The sequence below is a fragment of the Nocardioides segetis genome (assembly GCF_051390595.1).
In the GTDB taxonomy this organism is placed as follows: Bacteria; Actinomycetota; Actinomycetes; order Propionibacteriales; family Nocardioidaceae; genus Nocardioides.
The window spans coordinates 47,725-64,789 of record NZ_JBNINR010000009.1 but is presented as its reverse complement, the minus strand read 5'-3'; the positions used below and the strand labels follow the sequence as shown (position 1 = coordinate 64,789).

Here is a 17,065-nt window from a genome sequence, read left to right as displayed (position 1 = left end):
TCACGCCTTCCGTGCGTGCTGGAGGCGGCCGAAGAGGACGGCCGCGGCGAGGATGACCAGGCCGGGGAGCAGGTAGCTCCAGGCCTGGGGGAGCTGCAGGAACGGCGAGGCGGAGAGCAGCTGCTGCACCAGCAGACCGGCCGCGAGCACGCCGAGGAAGGACCCGCGCCCGCCGAAGACGCTGGCCCCGGCCAGCACGACGACGGTGATCGACGAGAGCGTGTAGCCGACGCCGGGCCGGCCGTCGCCGATGCCGATCTGCGCCATCAGCAGCACCGCGGCGGCGCAGGTCAGGGCGCCCGCGAGGACGTACGCGCCGAGCTGCACCCGCACCGTCCGCACGCCGATGCTCTCGGCGGCCGCGCGGCGTGAGCCGGTCGCCCGCAGCGCCACGCCCCACCGGGTGCGCCGCAGCGCGACCTCGAGGGCGATCGCGACCAGCGCGACCGCGAGGATCGCGACCGGCAGCGAGCCGAGCCGGGCCATCACCTGGGTGGCGAAACCCTCGGCGACGATGCCGTCGGGCACCTCGCGCAGGGTGAGGTAGAGGCCCTGGAGAGCCATGAACACGGCGAGCGTCGCGACCACGGCGTCGACGCCGAGGACCGCCACCAGCAACCCGTTGACCAGCCCGACCCCGAGTCCGGTCAGGACCATGAGCAGCAGACCGAGCCCCGGGTTGCCGCCGTCGACGACCCAGAACGAGCCGACCACGACGAGCAGTCCCATCAACGGGCCGACCGACAAGTCGATGCCGCCGGTGAGGACCACGAGGTGCTGCGCCGCTCCGACGAGGACCAGCGGCGCAGCCATGAAGAGCAGGTTGTAGACGTTGAACGAGGAGAAGTACGACGCGTTCTGCGCGCCCACGACCAGCCCCAGCACGGCCATCACGGCGACCAGCATCGCCGCCGGCGCATGGTCGCTCGCCAGCAGCCGGCGCCAGCCCGCGCGTCGGGGCGCGGCGACCTCGGCGCGCTCCCGCACGCTCGTGGCCGTCAGCGCGGCGTGTGCGATCGCCTCCTCGGTGACCTCGGCACCGGCGAGCTCCTTGACGACGCTGCCGCGCGACACGATGAGCACCCGGTCGCACAGGCCCTCCAGTTCCACGCCGTCCGACGACAGCACCACGACGGCCGCGCCGTCGTCGGCCACCGATCTGAGGATCCGGTAGATGTCGACGCGCGCCCCGGCGTCGACCCCCTGAGTCGGCTCCTCCGCGAGCAGCACGCCCGGTGTGGCGAGCACGGTGCGCGCCAGCACCACCTTCTGCTGGTTGCCGCCCGAGAGCGAGGCGACCGGGGCGTCGACCGACGGGGTCTTGATGCTCAGCGCCGCCCGCTGCTCCTCGGCGCGCGCGGCGACCTCGCGGCCGCGCACGATGCCGGCCGTGCTCACCTGGTCGAGGGTCGCGGCGACCGTGTTCTCGGCGACGGAGAGGGGCAGGAACACCCCCTCCTCGTGCCGGTCCGCCGGAACGTGCACCACGCCGGCCCGCCGCGCCGAGGCGGTGCTGCCCCGGCGTACGGCGTGGCCGTCGACGAGCACCGAGCCGCGGCTGGGCTCGAGACCCGCGATGGCACGCAGCAGGTCGGCCTGGCCGTTGCCCTGGACACCGGCCAGGCCGACCACCTCGCCGGCGCGGACGGTGAACGACACGTCCTGGAAGCGGCCACCGGACAGTCCGTCGACGACGAGCTGCTCGCGGGTCCCGACCGAGCCGGCCACCGAGCCCTTCGGCGGGAAGACGGTCTCCAGCGCGCGCCCCACGACCAGCTCGACGATCTGGTCCTCCGACACCGTCGCGGCGTCGTGGACGCCCCGCGTCCGACCGTCGCGCAGCACCGTGATCCGGTCCGCGATCTCCTTGACCTCGGGGATCCGGTGGGAGATGTAGACGACGGCGGTGCCGTCGGCGACGACCTCGCGCAGCCGCCGGAACAGCAGGCGCACCTCGTCCAGGCTGAGGTGCTCGGTCGGCTCGTCGAGCACGAGCACCTTGGGCCGCAGCGCCAGCGCCTTGGCGATCTCGATGACGAACCACTGCTCGATCGGCAGGTCCCGGACCCGCGCCCGTGGATCGATGTCCATGCCCCACGGCGCCAGTTGGTCCCGGCTCCAGGCCACCGCGCCACGGACGCCTCCGTTCCGGAATCCCACGCCGACCGCCATGTTCTCGGCGACGGTGAGGTCCGGGAGCAGCGCCGGGTGCTGGCGCACGATGGCCAGTCCGAGCTCGCGGGCCCGGTCCGGCGAGGCGTGCCCCAGCTCGTCCCCGAGGATGACGATCTGCCCCTCGTCCGCGGCGAGCGCCCCGGAGGCGATCGCCATCAGCGTCGACTTCCCGGCGCCGTTCTCGCCCACCAGCGCGTGCACCTCGCCGCGGTCGACGACGAGGTCGACGTCGGCGAGCGCCCGGATCGCGCCGAAGCGCTTGCCGATGCCGCGCAGCTCGAGGGCGTGCCCCGCGGGCGCGTCCGTCGTACCGGGGCGGACCGTGGCCTCCTGCACCGTCAGGGCGGTGCTCCCCTCCATGCCGGCCGTGCTCACTGCGCCAGGTACCCGCCGTCGATGACGAGCTCCGCGCCCGTCATGAAGCTGGAGTCGTCACTGGCCAGAAACACCGCCCCCTGCGCGATCTCCTCCGGCTTCCCAGCCCGGCCCATCGGCGTCTGGCCGACCACGTAGTCGTTGACCTCGGGGTCCTGGGCGTCGGTGAGCGGCGTGCTGATGAAGCCCGGGTGCAGCGAGTTCACCCGAATGCCGTTCGGCGCATAGGTGATGGCGGCGTTCTTCGACATGTTCCGCACCGCGCCCTTGGTGGCGTGATAGGCGTGCCCGCCCGCGACGGCGGCGGATCCCCAGATCGAGGAGACGTTGATGATCGAGCCGCTGCCCTGGCCGAGCATGGTCGGCAGGACCGCGCGCATCCCGAGCCAGGTGCCGGTCTGGTTGGTGGCGACGACGCGCTCCCAGTCCTCGACGGTGAGCTCGTGCACCGGCTGGTAGGTGATGATGCCGGCGTTGTTGGCCAGGACGTCGATGCGCCCGTGGCGGTCGAGGACGCGGGCGACGACGCGCTGCCAGTCGTCGTCCTTCGCGACGTCGAGCTGCTGGTACTCGACACCGGGATGGCCGCCGAGCTGGTCGGCGTCGCTGCCGCGGCTGGTCGCGATGACGCTCGCGCCCTCGCGGGCGAAGACCTCGGCGATGGACCGGCCGATGCCGCGTCCCGCGCCGGTGACGATGGCGACCTTGCCAGTGAGTCGGGACATGGGGTGCTCCTGGGTGTGCTGGACCCGCCGGTCCGGACAGCGTGGTGGTGGTGGCCGTCCGGACCGGCGGTCGATGGATGGTTCGGTCGGTCGCCCTAGTCGAAGAGCGCCTGGAGCTCCTCGACCGTCAGGCCGGAGGAGAGGATGGCGTCGGGCGGGAGGGAGTCCTCGCACTTCGGCGCCTTGGCGGGATCGGTCGAGTCCTCGATGATCTCGAGGTTGTAGGTCGACGGCTCCTCGTTGAGGATCCCGTTGTGGGCGGCGAGGCCCTTGTGCAGCGCGACCTTCACCACCCAGTTGCGGGAGGACTCGGTCGCGACCTGGAAGGTGGGCTGCGCCTTGGCGTGCTCGTACCACAGGCACGCGAACTCGTTGGAGTCGTTGGCCGACCAGACCGGCAGCGGCTGACCGGCCGCGAGGAAGGCGCGGATGCCGCCGACCGAGCCGCCGCCGTAGTCGGCCACGATGCCGTCGATCGACTCGTACTTGGTGAGCAGGCCGGCGACGACCTGCTGGGTCTTGCCGGGCTCCCAGTCGGTGCTCACCGGACCGTCGGTGTTGAGCAGGGTGACGTCGGGGTTCTCCTCCACGGCCCGGGCGACGCCGTCGTACACGCCCTGGGAGTAGGAGTTGCCGGGCAGGCCGCCGAGCATGACCAGGTTGCCCTTGCCGCCCATCTTCTCGATGGTCCAGGTCGCCAGGTTCTCGCCGTACGTCGCGATGTCCTCGGAGACGAAGTCGACATAGTCCTTGCCCGGCTCGCCGCCCGGCGAGCCGACGAAGGGAACCACCTTGACTCCGGCGGCGGTCGCCTTCTTGATCGTCGGCAGCAGCGCCTCACCGCCGTCGACGAAGGTGACGATGACGTCGGCGCCCTGCGCGACGAGCGAGTTGATGTCGGCGATCGCCTTCTGGGTGTCGCCCTGCGCGTCGGTGTAGAGGACCTTGGAGATGTTGTCGCACTTGGCGGCCTCGGCCTCGAACACGGCCCGCGTGATCTTGCGCCAGGAGTTGCCGCCGAAGCCGTCGGCGAGGGCGACGGTGATGTCGTCGTCCCCGCAGAACTCGCCGATGTCCTGGATCTGGTCCTGGGTGCCGACGACGCCGACCTGCTGGCCCTCGACCGCGTCCTCGGCGCTCTTCGCCCCCGACGGCGCGCCGCTCGAGCACGCCGTCGCCAGCGCCGCGGTCGCCGCCAGCGCGAGAAGGCCCTTCTTGCTCACCTGCATCTGTGATCAGTCCGCCCTGTCCGTGGGTGCCGTCCGTCACAGCACCTCCTTGAACCGGGAGTCTTGGGCGTCCGGAGCGCAGTGAGCCGCGTCACTCTGCGACCGGACTGTCGCAATCTGCGACAGCCCTCGCATCGCGGCGATCCGGCCGTTCAAGGTGAGGACGTGGCCGATCGCCACCCCCCTCCCGGCCCGGGTCCGGACGCCGGTCGAGGGGGACACCCATCCCTCGGAAGGAGACGTCAGCGATGACGCAACCGGTGCCGCAGGACCTCCTCGGCGAGATCTACGCCCAGTGGGCCGACGAGATGCAGGACCACCCCGACATGTCCCTGCAGCTGCTGCGGATCATGTTCGACGACTGGCAGCGGGCCACCGCCGAGCCGGAGGGGATCACCTACCGCCACACGACCGTCGGCGGCGTCCCGGGGATCTGGGCCGAGCCGGCCGGCGTGGAGTCCGAGGAGGTGCTGCTGCTCCTGCACGGTGGTGGCTTCGCGCTCGGCTCGTCGGCCTCGCACCGCAAGCTCGGCGGCCACCTGGCCCGGGCCTGTGAGGCGCCCGTCTTCGTCGCCGACTTCCGGCTGGCCCCGGAGCACCCCTACCCGGCGGCCATCGAGGACGCGCTCGCCGTGCTGGCGGCCTGGCGTGCCGAGGGGCGCGCCCCGGAGCGCACCACGATCGTGGGCGACTCGGCCGGCGCCAACCTGGCGATCGCCACCACGCTCCGCCTGCTCCGGGCCGGCGAGCCGCTGCCCCGCCAGGTGATCACCATGTCGCCCTGGCTGAACATGGAGAACACCGGCGCCACCCTCGACACCAACGACGCGACCGACTTCCTGATCACCCGCGAGGGGCTGCAGGCCAATATCGACCGCTATCTCGGGGGCGTCTGCGACCCGACCGAGCCGCTGGCCAACCCGCTGTACGCCGACCTCACCGGCTTCCCACGCCTCTACATCTGCGCCGGCTCCGTCGAGTCGCTGCTCGACGACAGCGTCCGGCTCGACGAGCTGGCCCGCAAGCACGACGTGGACGTGACCCTCTCCGTCGGCGAGGGCCAGCAGCACGTCTTCCCGTTCCTGGCGGGCCGCACCGAGCGCGCCGACCAGGAGATCACCGCGATCGCCGCCTGGTACCGCGCCGGCCTCCCCGCCTGACCGACCACTCCCGAACCCGAAGGACCACAGCAATGAGCACCGACCTCACTGTCGACCACGACGCCCTCGTCATCGGCGCCGGATTCTCCGGCCTCGCCCTGCTCCACCACCTCCGCGAGGCGGGCCTGGCCACCCACGTGGTCGAGGCGACCGACGGCATCGGCGGCACCTGGTGGATCAACAACTACCCGGGTGTGCGCACCGACAGCGAGTTCCACTACTACTCCTTCTCCTTCTCCAAGGAGGTCCGCGAGGAGTGGACCTGGACCGAGCGCTACCCCAGCGGCAAGGAGGTCCTGGGCTACCTCAACTTCGTCGCCGACCGCCTCGACCTCCGCAAGGACATCGAGCTCGGCAAGCGCGTCTCGCGGGCGGCGTACGACGAGGCGGGCAACCGCTGGGTGGTCGACTTCGAGGACGGGACCCGGCAGACGGCGCGCTACCTGGTCAGCGGGATGGGCGTGCTCTCCCAGCCGATCTACCCCGCCATCGCGGGCATCGACTCCTTCGCCGGCGAGAAGTACCACACCGCCTCCTGGCCCCGGGAGGGCATCGACCTGCGCGGCAAGCGGGTCGGCATCATCGGCCTCGGCGCGTCCGGCATCCAGGCGGTTCCGGTGATCGCGGAGCAGGCCGAGGAGTTCTACGTCTTCCAGCGCACCCCGAACTACGTCGTCGAGACCAACAACGAGCAGGTCGACGCGGAGTGGATGCAGTACGTGCGCGACCACTACGACGAGATCTTCGCGCAGGCCGCCGCCCACCCGTTCGGCGTCGCGATGGAGTACGCCGAGAAGAGCGCCCTCGAGGCCACGCCCGAGGAGCGCCGCGCGGTGTTCGAGAGCAAGTGGCAGGAGGGCGGCTTCCACTTCGCCAACGAGTGCTTCAACGACCTCGCCACCAACCACGAGGCGAGCGAGCTCGCCTCGGAGTTCATCCGCTCCAAGATCCGCGAGATCGTCAAGGACCCGGCCGTCGCCGACCTGCTCTGCCCGAAGGACTACTCGTTCAACGGCAAGCGGGTCCCGACCGGGCACCACTACTACGACACCTTCAACCGCGAGAACGTGCACCTCGTCGACGTGAAGTCCACGCCGATCTCGGCGATCACCGAGCGGGGCCTGGTCGTCGGCGACACTGAGTACGACCTCGACGTCCTGGTCTTCGCGACCGGCTTCGACGCGATGACCGGCACCCTCACCACCATCGACATCGTCGGCCGCGACGGCCTGGTGCTGCGGGAGAAGTGGGAGCGCGAGGGCCTGCGCAGCAACCTGGGCATCTCGGTCCACGGCTTCCCGAACTTCTTCATGTCGCTCGGCCCGCAGACGCCGTACTCCAACCTGCCGGTCCCGATCCAGCTGGGCGCGCAGTGGCTGCAGCGGCTGCTGGTCTGGGCCCGGGAGAACGACGTGCCGCGGATCGAGGCGACCGCCGCGTCCGAGCAGTGGTGGTTTGACGAGACCAACCGGGCCGGCGAGGCGACCGTGATGTGCTCCGAGGGCGAGAAGGCCGGCGCCTGGTTCCTCGGTCACAACGTCCCGGGCAAGGGGCGCGCGTTCCAGGTCTACATGGGCGGCGGCCAGGTCTACCAGGACTACTGCGGCCAGGCGGAGGCGGAGGGCTACGTGTCCTTCCTCAACGACCGGGTCGCCGCGACCGAGCAGGCGGTGGTCCCGGCGTGAGCGCCCTTGCCGCCGAGGCGACCGGACGCGTCGGACGGGTCGCCGGGAAGGTCACCGTCGTCACCGGCGCCGCCATGGGCATGGGACGGGCCACCGCCGAGCTGTTCGCCCGCGAGGGCGCCGTGGTGACGCTCACCGACATCGACGCCCGCGAGGGCGAGGCCGCGGCGGCGGCGATCCGCGACGCCGGCGGCCGGGCCTCGTTCCGGCCGCTCGACGTGAGCGACGAGGCCGCGGTCGCCCGGACCTGGGCCGACGTGGTCGGCGAGCACGGCCGGATCGACATCCTGGTCAACTGCGCCGGCGTCATCGGCCCCGACAAGGCGACCCACGAGATCACCGAGGCCGAGTGGGACGCGCTGTTCGCGATCGACGTCAAGGGCGTGCTGTGGGGCACCAAGCACGCCGTGCCGTACATGATCGAGCAGGGCGGCGGCAGCATCGTCAACTTCTCCTCGATCTACGGCCTGCGCGGCAACGACGAGTTCACGGCGTACCACGTCGCGAAGGGCGCGGTCACCATGCAGACCCGGCAGGACGCGGCGACCTACGGCACGTACGGCATCCGGGTGAACAGCGTGCACCCCAGCACCGTGCTCACCCCGCTCGTCGAGGGCATCGCGGCCGACTTCCCCGGCGGGATCGCGGCCTACGAGGAGGTCAACACCACCCATCAGTCGCTGCGCCGGCTCGGCCGCCCCGAGGAGGTGGCCTACGGCGTGCTGTACCTCGCCTCGGACGAGGCGTCCTGGGTCACCGGAGTCGCGCTGCCCATCGACGGCGGCTACACCGCCCGCTGAACCGCCCCCACCCCATTCGCACCCGCGGGCTGGCCCGCACCAGGAAGGAAGAACCATGACCACTGCCGAGACCGTGGCGCCCCAGGGACTGTCGGCCGCCGCGGACGTGCCGACCGGCGTCCACATCGACGGCGCCTGGAGCGACCCGGGCCGCTCGTTCGAGGTGACCGACCCGGCCACCGGGCTCGTCATCGCCCGCATGGCCGACGCGGGTGCGGATGAGACCCGCGCCGCCCTGGACGCGGCCGTGCGCGCCCAGCAGGACTGGGCGCACTGGGCGCCGCGGGCCCGGGCGGACCTGTTTCACCACGCCCACGCCCTGCTGCGCGAGCGCCGGGAGCGGTTCGCCCGGGTGATGACCGCCGAGAGCGGGAAGCCGCTCAGCGAGTCGCGTGCCGAGTTCGACCTCTCGGCCGGCTTCTTCCTGTGGTACGCCGAGCAGATCACCCACCTGCACGGCACCTGGGCGCACGGCTCGAACGGCGGCTACCGCGTGGTCACGACCCACCAGCCGGTCGGCCCCTGCCTGCTCATCACCCCGTGGAACTTCCCGCTGCTGATGTCGGCCCGCAAGGCCGGCGCGGCTCTCGCGGCCGGCTGCACGGTGGTGATGAAGACGGCCCAGGAGACGCCGCTCACCGGGGCGCTGTTCACGCAGACCCTGGTGGACGCGGGCTTCCCGGCCGGCGTGGTGAACCTGCTGCACACGACCCGCTCGGCGACGGTCTCGGAGACCGCGCTCGCGGACCGCCGGCTGCGCAAGATCAGCTTCACCGGCTCGACCGGGGTCGGCAGCCTGCTGCTCCAGCAGGCCGCGCCGAACGTGGTGAACGCCTCGATGGAGCTCGGCGGCGACGGGCCGTTCCTGGTGCTGGACGACGCCGACGTGGATCTCGCCGTCGAGCACGCGCTGATCTGCAAGTTCCGCAACGCGGGCCAGGCCTGCGTCGCCGCCAACCGGATCATCCTGCACGAGGCGATCGCCGATGAGTTCACCGAGAAGTTCGTGGCCGGCGCCCGCGAGCTCCGGGTCGGCAACGGCTTCGACGAGGCCACCGAGGTCGGCCCGATCATCAGCGGCCGCCAGCGCGACCGGGTCGTCGACCTGGTCGACCGGTTCCGCGGGATCGGCGCCGACGTGCTGACCGGTGGGCGACCCGCCCCGGGCGACGGCTACTTCTACGAGCCCACGGTGATGGCGCTCGCCAGCCGCGACCACGAGCTGTGCACCGAGGAGCTCTTCGCCCCGCTGGCCGCTCTCTACCGCGTGGCCAGCGTCCGGGAGGCGCTGGACTTCGCCAACGACACCACCTACGGGCTCGCGGCGTACCTGTTCACCCGCGACCTGGACCGCGCGGTGAGCATCGCCGAGCACCTCGAGTTCGGCATGGTCGGCATCAACCGCGGGATCATGGCCGACCCGGTCGCCTCGTTCGGCGGCGTCAAGGCGTCCGGCCTCGGCCGCGAGGGCGGCCCCGACGGCATCCACGAGTTCCTGGAGCCCAAGTACCTCGCGATCACCGTCGACGAGTCCAAGGACGGCCTGCGATGAGCGCCCCCGTCCGGACCACGAACGACCTGCGGCTGGGCCTGCTCCGGCAGCCGGGCACCGTCCTGTTCGGTCCCGGGCAGCGGCACCACCTGGCCCGCCTGCTGCCGGCGTACGGCGGCCGGGCGCTGTTCTGCACCGACGAGCGGATGGCGGCCGACCCGGTCTACCGGGAGCTCGTCGCCGGCGTCGAGGACGCCGGCACCAAGGTGACCACCTACGCCAAGGTCGAGCCGGACCTGCCCCGGCAGAACCTCGAGGCGGTGGCTCGCGCCCACGACGGCGACGAGTTCGACGTCGTCGTCGCGGTCGGCGGTGGGAGCGTCCTGGACTTCGCGAAGGTCGCGGCGATCCTGCTCGCGCAGGGCGGCGACGTCGCCGCCCTCTACGGCGAGAATGTCGTCCCCGCCGCGGGCCTGCCGCTCGTGACCCTGCCCACGACCGGTGGGACCGGCGCCGAGGCGACCTGCATCTCGGTCGTCTACGACGACGAGCGCGGCATGAAGGTCGGCATCGCGAGCGCCTGGCTCGAGCCGGCGGCGACCATCATCGACCCCGAGTTCACCTTGACCTGCCCGCCCTCGCTCACCACGGCGACGGCCGCCGACGCGCTCACGCACCTCGTCGAGGCGTTCACCGCCCGGGCGAAGAACCCGACCAGCGCGGACCTCGACGCCCACCTGTACGCCGGCAAGAACCTGCTGGCCGACACCTGGGCCCGCCAGGGGCTGCTGCTGGTGCGTGACGCCTTCCCCCGGATGGCCGCCGATCCCGCCGACCTCGGCGCGCGCTCGGACACCATGCTCGCCGCGTTCTCGGCGGGACTGGCGATCAACACCGCCGGGACGGCGGCCGCGCACGCGATCCAGTCACCGATCGGCGCCCTCACCCACAGCGCGCACGGCCTGGGGGTCGGTGCGCTGCTGCCCTACGTGCTGCGCTTCAACCTGCCGACCCGGACCGAGGAGCTCGCCGAGGTCGCCGACCTGATCGGGGTGAGGCCCGCGGGCGGCTCGACCGAGGCCGCGGCGCACGCCGCCGTGGAGGGCATCGAGGCGCTGCTCGCCACTATCGGCTGCCCGCTCGACCTGGCCGCCCTCGGCCTGCGTCCCGAGCAGGTCGAGCAGGTCGCGGACCAGGCGATGCTGGCGACCCGGCTGACCGCCAACAACCCGCGCGAGCTCGACCGGGCGGACGTCGTACGGATCCTCGAGCGCGGGATCGCCGGCGACCGGAGCTGGTGGACATGACCATCGGCATCGCGGGCGCGGGCTCGATCGGCGTCGCCATGGCCGTGGTGTTCGCCCGCGCGGGCCACGACGTGCGGTGCTGGGACCCGTACCCGAACGCCCGTCGTCGGGCGGCCGCCGAGCTCGGCGACCGGCTGGCCCGACTGGCGGACGGCGGGCTGCTCGGCGAGGACCCGGACGCCGTCGCCGGCCGGGTCTCGTTCGTGAGCGGGCTCGAGGGCGCCGTCGAGGACGCCGACCTGGTCCAGGAGTGCGCTCCCGAGCGCCTCGACGTGAAGCAGGCGCTGTACGCGCGGCTGGCCGAGCTCACCGACGCGAGTGTCCCGCTCGCCAGCTCCAGCTCGGCTCTGCGCGCCGGCCTGCTCGCCGAGGGCAACCGTGCCGCCGAGCGGATCCTCGTGGCGCACCCGGCCAACCCGCCGTACCTCCTGCCCGTCATCGAGCTGGTCCCGAGCACCGCGACGGATCCCTCGATCACCCGCACCGCCGTCGAGCTGTACGCCGGCGCCGGACTGCACCCGATCGCCCTGCACCGCGAGGTCGAGGGCTTCGTCTTCAACCGGCTGCAGGGCGCGGTGCTCCGGGAGGCCTACTGCCTGGTCCGTGACGGCGTGGTCGACGTCGCCGACCTGGACGCCGTGGTCACCCTCGGGCTGGGCCGGCGCTGGAGCGTGATCGGGCCGTTCGAGACCGTCGACCTGAACACCCGCGGCGGGATCGAGGCCCACGCGGAGAAGATGGGACCGGCGTACGAGCGGATGGGGCGCGAGCGCGGCCAGCACGACCCGTGGACGCCCGACCTGGTCGCCACGGTCGCGGCCCAGCGCCGCGCGCTGCTGCCGCTCGAGGAGTGGGACCGGCGGGTGGCCTGGCGCGACGAGCAGCTGATCGAGCGGGCCCGGGCCGACGCGGGCGCGCCCACGGAGCCGGCGGTCTCCTAGATCCGCAGCCACTCCAGCACCGCCCGCACCCGGCGGTGGTCGTCGGTGTCGGCGGGCAGGTCGAGCTTGGCGAAGATGCTGTTGATGTGCTTGGCGACGGCCTTCTCGGTGACGACCAGCGCCTGGGCGATGCCGGCGTTGGCCCGTCCCTCGGCCATCAGCGCCAGCACCTCCCGCTCCCGCTCCGTGAGCCGGTCGACCGGGGTGTCGCGGCGGCGGTCGAGGACCGCGGCGACGACCGACGGGTCGAGGACGGTGCCGCCCTCGGCGACCCGGCGCAGCGCGTCGACGAACTCGGCGACGTCGGCGACCCGGTCCTTGAGCAGGTAGCCCACCGCGCCCTCCCCGCTCGCCAGGAGCTCGCGGGCGTAGAGCTGCTCGACGTACTGCGACAGCACCAGCACCGGGAAGCCCGGCCGGCGGGCCCGCACGGCGATCGCGGCCCGCAGGCCCTCGTCGGTGAACGACGGCGGCATCCGGACGTCGACCACCGCGGCCTCGGCCGACGGGTCGTCGAGCGCGCGCTCGAGCTCGGTCAGGTTGTCGACCGCGGCGAGCACCGTGAAGCCCTTCGCCTCCAGGAGCTGGGTCAGACCCGCTCTCAGGAGCGCATGGTCCTCGGCGAGGACGACACGGAGGGGCTGCACGGGACCTCCCAGGTGACGACGGTCGGCCCGCCGGGCGGGCTCGACACCGACAGGGTTCCGTCGAAGGCTGCCAGACGCGCGGCGATGCCCGGGAGCCCGGTCCCCTTCCGCAGGTCCGCGCCGCCGCGGCCGTCGTCGCCGATCCGGCCGCGGAGCACCGTGCCGTCGTGTTGGAGGCTCACCCAGGAGTGGGCGGCGCCGGAGTGCTTAGCGGTGTTGGCCAGGCACTCGGCGACGGCGAAGTAGACCGCCGACTCGACCGGAGCCGGCAACCGCTCGGGTACGTCGAGCGCGAGCTCGACCGGGACGGCCATGTCGATCGCCAGCGCCGACACCGCCCCGGACAGCCCGCGGTCGGCGAGCACCGGCGGATGGATGCCCCGCACCACGTCACGCAGCTCGCCGAGCGCGGTGGACGACGTGCCGCGGGCCTCGTTGATCAACCGGCGTGCGGCCTCCGGGTCGGACTCGAAGAGATCGTCGGCCAGCCCCAGGCTGAGCGACACCGCGGCCAGGCGGGCCTGCGGGCCGTCGTGGAGGTCGCGCTCGATGCGGCGCAGCTCCGCGGCGGAGTGGTCGACGACGACCGCGCGCGACGCCGTCAGCGCCTCGACCCGGCGCTCCAGCCGCTCGGTGCGCCCGATGGTGAGGATCGCGCGGTCGACGGCGGCGCGTCCGCGCAGCAGCGGCACCACGCCGTACCACCAGATCGGCAGCGTCACGACGCCCAGGAAGAGCACGACCGCCAGCAGCGAGACCACGAACCCGAAGCTCATCGCCCACAGCATCCAGAGCAGGTCCCGCCAGGTCATCGGGTCGCTGGCCCGGGTGCGGAGGTCGGCGAGCGGTCCGCCCGTGAGCGGGAGGTACGGCGCCGGCACCGGCGTGCCGAGCGTCCGGCCGGCCATCGAGCGGTGGAGTCCCGCCAGGCCGCGCATCGCGGGCAGGAGGCCGGCGAGCAACAGGATCCCGACCCACACGACGACCAGCACCGCGCTGACCGTCACCAGCACGAACGTGACGACGATCGGGACGAACAGGAGGACGTGGAGGGCGGCGTACCCGGTCACGGCCCAGCGGCCGGCCCGCGCCGCGCTGTCGGGACTGACGTCGTCGGGACTGCTGCTCACCGCACCAGTCTCCCCGAACCCGACCGCCCGGACAGTGGTGCAGGCACCACAACCGGACGGGACGCTCCACCCCTGACCGCGGGCGCTCGCGCCGGGAGGCTGGCTCCATCCCTCCCTTCACCTCCCAGGAGCTGTCATGTCCCTTTCCCTGAGCGCGCTGCCCACGCGGGCCGCCCGCTGGAGCGCCACCCATCCGTGGCGCGCGATCGGCGCCTGGCTGGCGTTCGTGGTGATCGCGGTCGGTCTCGCCGCCACGGTCCCCACCAACGACGTCGAGGACGCCGACTACCGGATCGGCGAGTCCGGGCGGGCCGGTGCGCTGATCGAGGAGGCCGGTCTCGACGAGCCGCCCTCGGAGAGCGTGCTGGTGCGCGCGCGGTCCGGTCCCCTCGACACGGCTGACGGCAGCGCCGCGGCGGCCGCGATCGCCGACGGCATGCGCACGACGCCCGGGGTCGCGGGGGTCGGCGAGGCCGTGCCCAGCGCGGACGGGACGTCGCTGCTGGTCCCGGTCGAGCTGACCGCCGACGACGTGGATGCCGCGCCCCTCCTCGAGGTCACCGCCGCGGTCCAGGCCGCCCATCCGGACCTGGTGATCGCCCAGGCCGGCGACGTCACCATCGACGAGGCGATCAACGAGCGGGTGGGTGAGGACCTGCGCTCCGCGGAGTTCATCAGCCTCCCCATCACCCTGCTCCTGATGCTGCTGGCGTTCGGGGCGCTGATCGCCGCCGGGCTGCCGGTGCTGCTCGCCGCGACGAGCGTCGCGGCGACGATCGGCATCAGCGCCCCGATCTCCTGGCTGGTGCCGGCCGAGCCGACCGTGCTCAGCATGATCGTGCTCATCGGCATGGCGGTCGGCGTCGACTACTCGCTCTTCTACCTCAAGCGGGAGCGTCAGGAGCGTGCCGCGGGTCGGTCGACGCTCGACGCCGTGGCCATCGCCGCCGAGACCTCGGGACACGCCATCTTGGTGTCCGGTGGCGCCGTGATCGCCGCCCTGGCGGGGCTCTTCGTCCTCTCCGACGTCACCTTCAACTCGCTGGCCACCGGTGCGATCCTCGTCGTCGCGGTCGCCGTGCTCGGCTCGATCACCGTGCTCCCCGCGCTGCTCGTCAAGCTGGGCCGCTGGGTCGACCGGCCCCGGCTGCCCCTGCTGTGGCGGATGACCCGCCGGGTCCGCACGGGCACGATCAGCGGCCGGATCCTCGGCCCGGTGGTCCGGCATCCCGTCGCCGCCCTGGTCGCCGCCTCGATCGGCATCGTCGCGCTCGCCGTACCCGCCTTCGGGATGAAGACCCACCAGGCCAGCATCGAGACGCTGCCCGCCGACATCCCGGCCGTGCAGACGCTCCGCTCGATCACGAAGGCGTTCCCGGCCGAGGGCACCGCCGCGCAGGTCGTCGTCGCCGGCGCCGAGCCCGCCGCGGCCCGATCCGCCCTCGAGGAGCTCGCCGCGGCAGCCGGTGCCGGCGACGACTTCGCGACCGAGGGGGCCGAGGTGCGCACCTCCGAGGACGGCCGTACGTCGGTCGTGGACCTCCCGCTGCCCTACGAGGAGGCCGACGACCGCGCCACCGAGGCGATCGAACGGCTCCGCGCCGACCTCGCGCCCGCCGCCCTCGACGGCCTCGGCGCCGGCAGCTCGTGGGCCGTCGGCGGCGGGGCCGCCGAGTCGCTCGACCGCCTCGACCTGCGCACCGAGCGGATGCCGATCCTGCTGGGGTTCGTGCTCCTGCTGACGATGGTGATGATGATGCTCGCGTTCCGCAGCGTCCTGCTGGGCCTGGTCTCGACCGTGCTCAACCTGGCGTCCGTGGGCGTCGCCTTCGGGCTGCTGTCGATCGTCTTCCAGCACGGGGTCGGCGAGGGGCTGCTCGACTTCACCAGCCCCGGCTTCGTGATCGAGTGGATCCCGATCTTCGTCCTCGTCGTCCTGGTCGGCCTGTCGATGGACTACCACGTGTTCGTCCTCAGCCGGATCCGTGAGCTCGTCGACCGCGGGCTGCCCGCCCGGGACGCCGTCCACCGCGGGATCGCCGACACCGCCGGCGTCATCACCAGCGCCGCCGCGGTCATGGTCTCCGTGTTCGCCATCTTCGCGACGCTGTCGATGATGGAGATGAAGATGATGGGCGTCGGCCTCGCCGCGGCGATCCTCGTCGACGCCACGCTGATCCGGCTCGTGGTGCTGCCCGCCGTGCTGATCCTGCTCGGGGAGCGGGCCTGGCCGCGCCGGCGGACCGCGCCGGTCGTGGCCGCCGAGACTCCGATGGCGGTGCCGGCCGGGCGCTGAGTGACGGCGCGGACAGGGCGTCGGGCGGCTGTCGACCAGCCCCCGGCGCCCTGGCGTCGGTGAGTGCGGCAGGCCGAGGAACCGGCGCGGTGGCGGCCAGCAGGACGGGCCAGCAGACGATGCCGTGCCCTCACTCCTCAGACAAGTAGACGAGTACGATGACGTCGTGCCGCCCATCCGCCGTCACTCGCTGGCCGACCAGACCGCCGAGGCCCTCCTCGAACGGATCCGCTCGGGCGAGTGGGCGCTCGGCGCCAAGCTCCCCGCCGAGACGACGCTGGGCCCGCAGCTCGGCGTCGGCCGGTCGACGGTGCGCGAGGCCATCCGTCAGCTCGCCGGACTGGGCGTCCTGCAGACGCGGCAGGGCGCCGGCGTGTTCGTGGTGTCGCTCGAGGCCAACGACGAGTGGGACCTGGTGCTGCGCCGGGCGGCCATCACGACCGTCCTGGAGGCGCGGATCTCGATCGAGAGCGAGGCCGCGGCGCTCGCGGCGGAGCGGCGGACCCCCGCGGACATCCGGCGAATGCGCCGCGCCCTGGAAGACCGGGCACGGTCGCAGGCGACGATCGAGGAGCTCGTGGACGCCGACCTCGCCTTCCACCGCAGCATCCTCAGCGCCTCGCACAACGAGATCCTGGTCGGCATGTTCGACGACCTCACCCCCCGCCAGCGCCAGGCGATGGTCGAGATGCTCCGCATCCACCGTGCGTTCGACGGCAACGAGGACCACGGCGCGCACGCGCAGGTGCTGGACGCGATCGTCGCCCGGCAGGCCGAGCACGCCCGCGCGCTGAGCCGCGACCACCTGCGGTCGCTGAAGCTCAGCCTGTCCTGACCACCTCGGTGACGCCGACGATGCGGCCGAGGCGCCGCTCGAGCAGGCCGGCCGCCGGATCGGCGGGCGTGCCCCCGAGCTCCATCCGGACGTCGGTCGATCCGTCGCCTCGGGCGTCGAGAGTGAACCGTCGCACGTCGTAGTGGGCGACGAGGGAGGCGATGCGCAGCAACAGCGCCTCCTCGCCGGCCGCGCGCACGCGCAGCACCGTGGGGCTCGCGAGCGGCGGGCGGCCGCGGACGTCGGTCACGTCGGTCACGTCGGTCAT

The 17,065-nt window shown here is 72.8% G+C and carries 14 protein-coding genes; 8 read left to right on the top strand and 6 right to left on the bottom strand.

Annotated elements, in window-relative coordinates:
- The 3 genes from ACPZVR_RS16520 to ACPZVR_RS16510 form a co-directional block, all read right to left on the bottom strand.
- The gene (locus tag ACPZVR_RS16520; protein ID WP_436700702.1) at window positions 1-2,535 is read right to left on the bottom strand and encodes an ATP-binding cassette domain-containing protein; all 2,535 of its coding nucleotides are present in this window, start codon (window positions 2,533-2,535) and stop codon (window positions 1-3) included.
- 11 nt (window positions 2,536-2,546) lie between these two features.
- Window positions 2,547-3,275: an SDR family NAD(P)-dependent oxidoreductase gene (locus ACPZVR_RS16515; RefSeq protein ID WP_436700701.1), complete on the bottom strand. Its 729-nt coding sequence runs from the start codon at window positions 3,273-3,275 to the stop codon at window positions 2,547-2,549.
- A gap of 95 nt (window positions 3,276-3,370) precedes the next feature.
- The gene (locus ACPZVR_RS16510; protein WP_436700700.1) at window positions 3,371-4,504 is read right to left on the bottom strand and encodes a substrate-binding domain-containing protein; all 1,134 of its coding nucleotides are present in this window, start codon (window positions 4,502-4,504) and stop codon (window positions 3,371-3,373) included.
- Window positions 4,505-4,752: 248 nt separating this feature from the next.
- Here ACPZVR_RS16510 and ACPZVR_RS16505 point away from each other — a divergent pair, with 248 nt between their 5' ends.
- Genes ACPZVR_RS16505 through ACPZVR_RS16480 form a run of 6 tightly spaced genes read left to right on the top strand, consistent with a single transcriptional unit; the run spans window position 4,753 to window position 11,889 of the window.
- The gene (locus ACPZVR_RS16505; protein ID WP_436700699.1) at window positions 4,753-5,664 is read left to right on the top strand and encodes an alpha/beta hydrolase; all 912 of its coding nucleotides are present in this window, start codon (window positions 4,753-4,755) and stop codon (window positions 5,662-5,664) included.
- 32 nt (window positions 5,665-5,696) lie between these two features.
- Window positions 5,697-7,349 carry a flavin-containing monooxygenase gene (locus ACPZVR_RS16500; protein ID WP_436700698.1) on the top strand — a complete coding sequence of 551 codons (1,653 nt, stop codon included), beginning with the start codon at window positions 5,697-5,699 and terminating at the stop codon, window positions 7,347-7,349.
- Window positions 7,346-8,149 carry an SDR family NAD(P)-dependent oxidoreductase gene (locus ACPZVR_RS16495; RefSeq protein ID WP_436700697.1) on the top strand — a complete coding sequence of 268 codons (804 nt, stop codon included), beginning with the start codon at window positions 7,346-7,348 and terminating at the stop codon, window positions 8,147-8,149. Before ACPZVR_RS16500 ends, ACPZVR_RS16495 begins: the two co-directional genes overlap by 4 nt.
- 55 nt (window positions 8,150-8,204) lie before the next feature.
- Complete coding sequence (locus tag ACPZVR_RS16490; RefSeq protein WP_436700696.1) at window positions 8,205-9,701, top strand: NAD-dependent succinate-semialdehyde dehydrogenase; 1,497 nt, start codon at window positions 8,205-8,207, stop codon at window positions 9,699-9,701.
- Window positions 9,698-10,948, top strand: a complete 1,251-nt coding sequence (locus tag ACPZVR_RS16485; RefSeq protein WP_436700695.1) for an iron-containing alcohol dehydrogenase — start codon at window positions 9,698-9,700, stop codon at window positions 10,946-10,948. Before ACPZVR_RS16490 ends, ACPZVR_RS16485 begins: the two co-directional genes overlap by 4 nt.
- Entirely contained in the window at window positions 10,945-11,889 is a 945-nt protein-coding gene (locus ACPZVR_RS16480) for a 3-hydroxyacyl-CoA dehydrogenase (protein ID WP_436700694.1), read from the top strand. The genes ACPZVR_RS16485 and ACPZVR_RS16480 overlap by 4 nt, the downstream gene beginning before the upstream one ends.
- Here the strand turns inward: ACPZVR_RS16480 and ACPZVR_RS16475 are convergent.
- Window positions 11,886-12,536, bottom strand: coding sequence for a response regulator (locus ACPZVR_RS16475; protein WP_436700693.1), 651 nt, complete (start codon window positions 12,534-12,536; stop codon window positions 11,886-11,888). The genes ACPZVR_RS16480 and ACPZVR_RS16475 overlap by 4 nt on opposite strands.
- On the bottom strand, window positions 12,491-13,666 hold the full coding sequence (locus tag ACPZVR_RS16470; RefSeq protein WP_436700692.1) for a sensor histidine kinase: 1,176 nt from the start codon (window positions 13,664-13,666) through the stop codon (window positions 12,491-12,493). Before ACPZVR_RS16470 ends, ACPZVR_RS16475 begins: the two co-directional genes overlap by 46 nt.
- A gap of 136 nt (window positions 13,667-13,802) precedes the next feature.
- Here ACPZVR_RS16470 and ACPZVR_RS16465 point away from each other — a divergent pair, with 136 nt between their 5' ends.
- Both ACPZVR_RS16465 and ACPZVR_RS16460 read left to right on the top strand, forming a co-directional pair.
- A complete protein-coding gene (locus tag ACPZVR_RS16465; protein WP_436700691.1) occupies window positions 13,803-15,962 on the top strand; it encodes an MMPL family transporter in 2,160 nt (719 codons plus the stop codon).
- 166 nt (window positions 15,963-16,128) lie between these two features.
- Window positions 16,129-16,797, top strand: a complete 669-nt coding sequence (locus tag ACPZVR_RS16460) for a FadR/GntR family transcriptional regulator (protein ID WP_436700690.1) — start codon at window positions 16,129-16,131, stop codon at window positions 16,795-16,797.
- Here ACPZVR_RS16460 and ACPZVR_RS16455 read toward each other — a convergent pair.
- Window positions 16,784-17,056 (bottom strand): hypothetical protein, encoded by a 273-nt coding sequence (locus tag ACPZVR_RS16455; RefSeq protein WP_436700689.1) that lies wholly within the window; start codon window positions 17,054-17,056, stop codon window positions 16,784-16,786. The two genes, ACPZVR_RS16460 and ACPZVR_RS16455, sit on opposite strands and share 14 nt — an antisense overlap.
- Between the last annotated feature and the right edge of the window lie 9 nt (window positions 17,057-17,065).

What these genes read in the sequence shown, in the direction of transcription:
- ACPZVR_RS16505 (WP_436700699.1), top strand. Translation starts at nt 4,753, where the DNA reads ATGACGCAACCGGTGCCGCAGGACCTCCTCGGCGAGATCTACGCCCAG.
- ACPZVR_RS16490 (WP_436700696.1), top strand. Translation starts at nt 8,205, where the DNA reads ATGACCACTGCCGAGACCGTGGCGCCCCAGGGACTGTCGGCCGCCGCG.
- ACPZVR_RS16480 (WP_436700694.1), top strand. Translation starts at nt 10,945, where the DNA reads ATGACCATCGGCATCGCGGGCGCGGGCTCGATCGGCGTCGCCATGGCC.
- ACPZVR_RS16500 (WP_436700698.1), top strand. Translation starts at nt 5,697, where the DNA reads ATGAGCACCGACCTCACTGTCGACCACGACGCCCTCGTCATCGGCGCC.
- ACPZVR_RS16515 (WP_436700701.1), bottom strand. Translation starts at nt 3,275, where the DNA reads ATGTCCCGACTCACTGGCAAGGTCGCCATCGTCACCGGCGCGGGACGC.
- ACPZVR_RS16465 (WP_436700691.1), top strand. Translation starts at nt 13,803, where the DNA reads ATGTCCCTTTCCCTGAGCGCGCTGCCCACGCGGGCCGCCCGCTGGAGC.
- ACPZVR_RS16485 (WP_436700695.1), top strand. Translation starts at nt 9,698, where the DNA reads ATGAGCGCCCCCGTCCGGACCACGAACGACCTGCGGCTGGGCCTGCTC.
- ACPZVR_RS16520 (WP_436700702.1), bottom strand. Translation starts at nt 2,535, where the DNA reads ATGGAGGGGAGCACCGCCCTGACGGTGCAGGAGGCCACGGTCCGCCCC.
- ACPZVR_RS16510 (WP_436700700.1), bottom strand. Translation starts at nt 4,504, where the DNA reads ATGCAGGTGAGCAAGAAGGGCCTTCTCGCGCTGGCGGCGACCGCGGCG.